1 pseudogene is annotated in these 623 nt (G+C 59.1%); it reads left to right on the plus strand.

Annotation, left to right across the window (positions count from 1 at the left end):
- A pseudogene (locus tag Q5L94_RS13300) lies at positions 1-623 on the plus strand (IS3 family transposase); the annotation flags it as partial.

The raw sequence follows: 623 nt of genomic DNA on the forward strand, positions 1-623 counted from the left end.
TGAGCCGCGATCAGCTCAAGCGGCTGAAGGAGTTGGAGACCGAGAATAGCCGGCTCCGTCGCGCCGTGTCTGATCTTACCTTGGACAAGATGATCCTTGCCGAGGCCGCACGGGGAAACTTCTAAGCCCTTCCCGCCGCAGGCAATGCATTGACCATGTGCGGCAAACGCTCAGCGTATCGGAGCGCAGGGTCTGCCGCACATTGGGTCAGCATCGCTCGACGCAGCGCAAAGTGCCTTGTGGCCGACCGGATGAAGCCCGGCTGACCGAGGATATCATTGCGCTGGCCGAAGAGTATCGGCGCTATGGATACCGCATGATCACAGGAATGCTGAACAACAGCGGCTGGCACGTAAATCACAAGCGTGTCGAACGGATCTGGCGGCAGGAAGGGCTGAAAGTCCCGCAGAAACAGCCCAAGAAGGGCCGGCTCTGGCTGAACGACGGTTCGTGCGTGAGGCTGCGGCCAGAACGCCCGAACCACGTTTGGTCCTATGACTTCGTTCAGGATCGCACGCACGACGGACGGGTCTTCCGCACCCTGAACATCATAGATGAGTTCACGAAGGAGGCGCTGGTGATCAAAGTCAAACGCAAGCTCAACTCAGTTGACGTGGTCGATG

This window comes from Idiomarina sp. Sol25 (assembly GCF_033052775.1).
GTDB lineage: Bacteria > Pseudomonadota > Gammaproteobacteria > Enterobacterales > Alteromonadaceae > Idiomarina.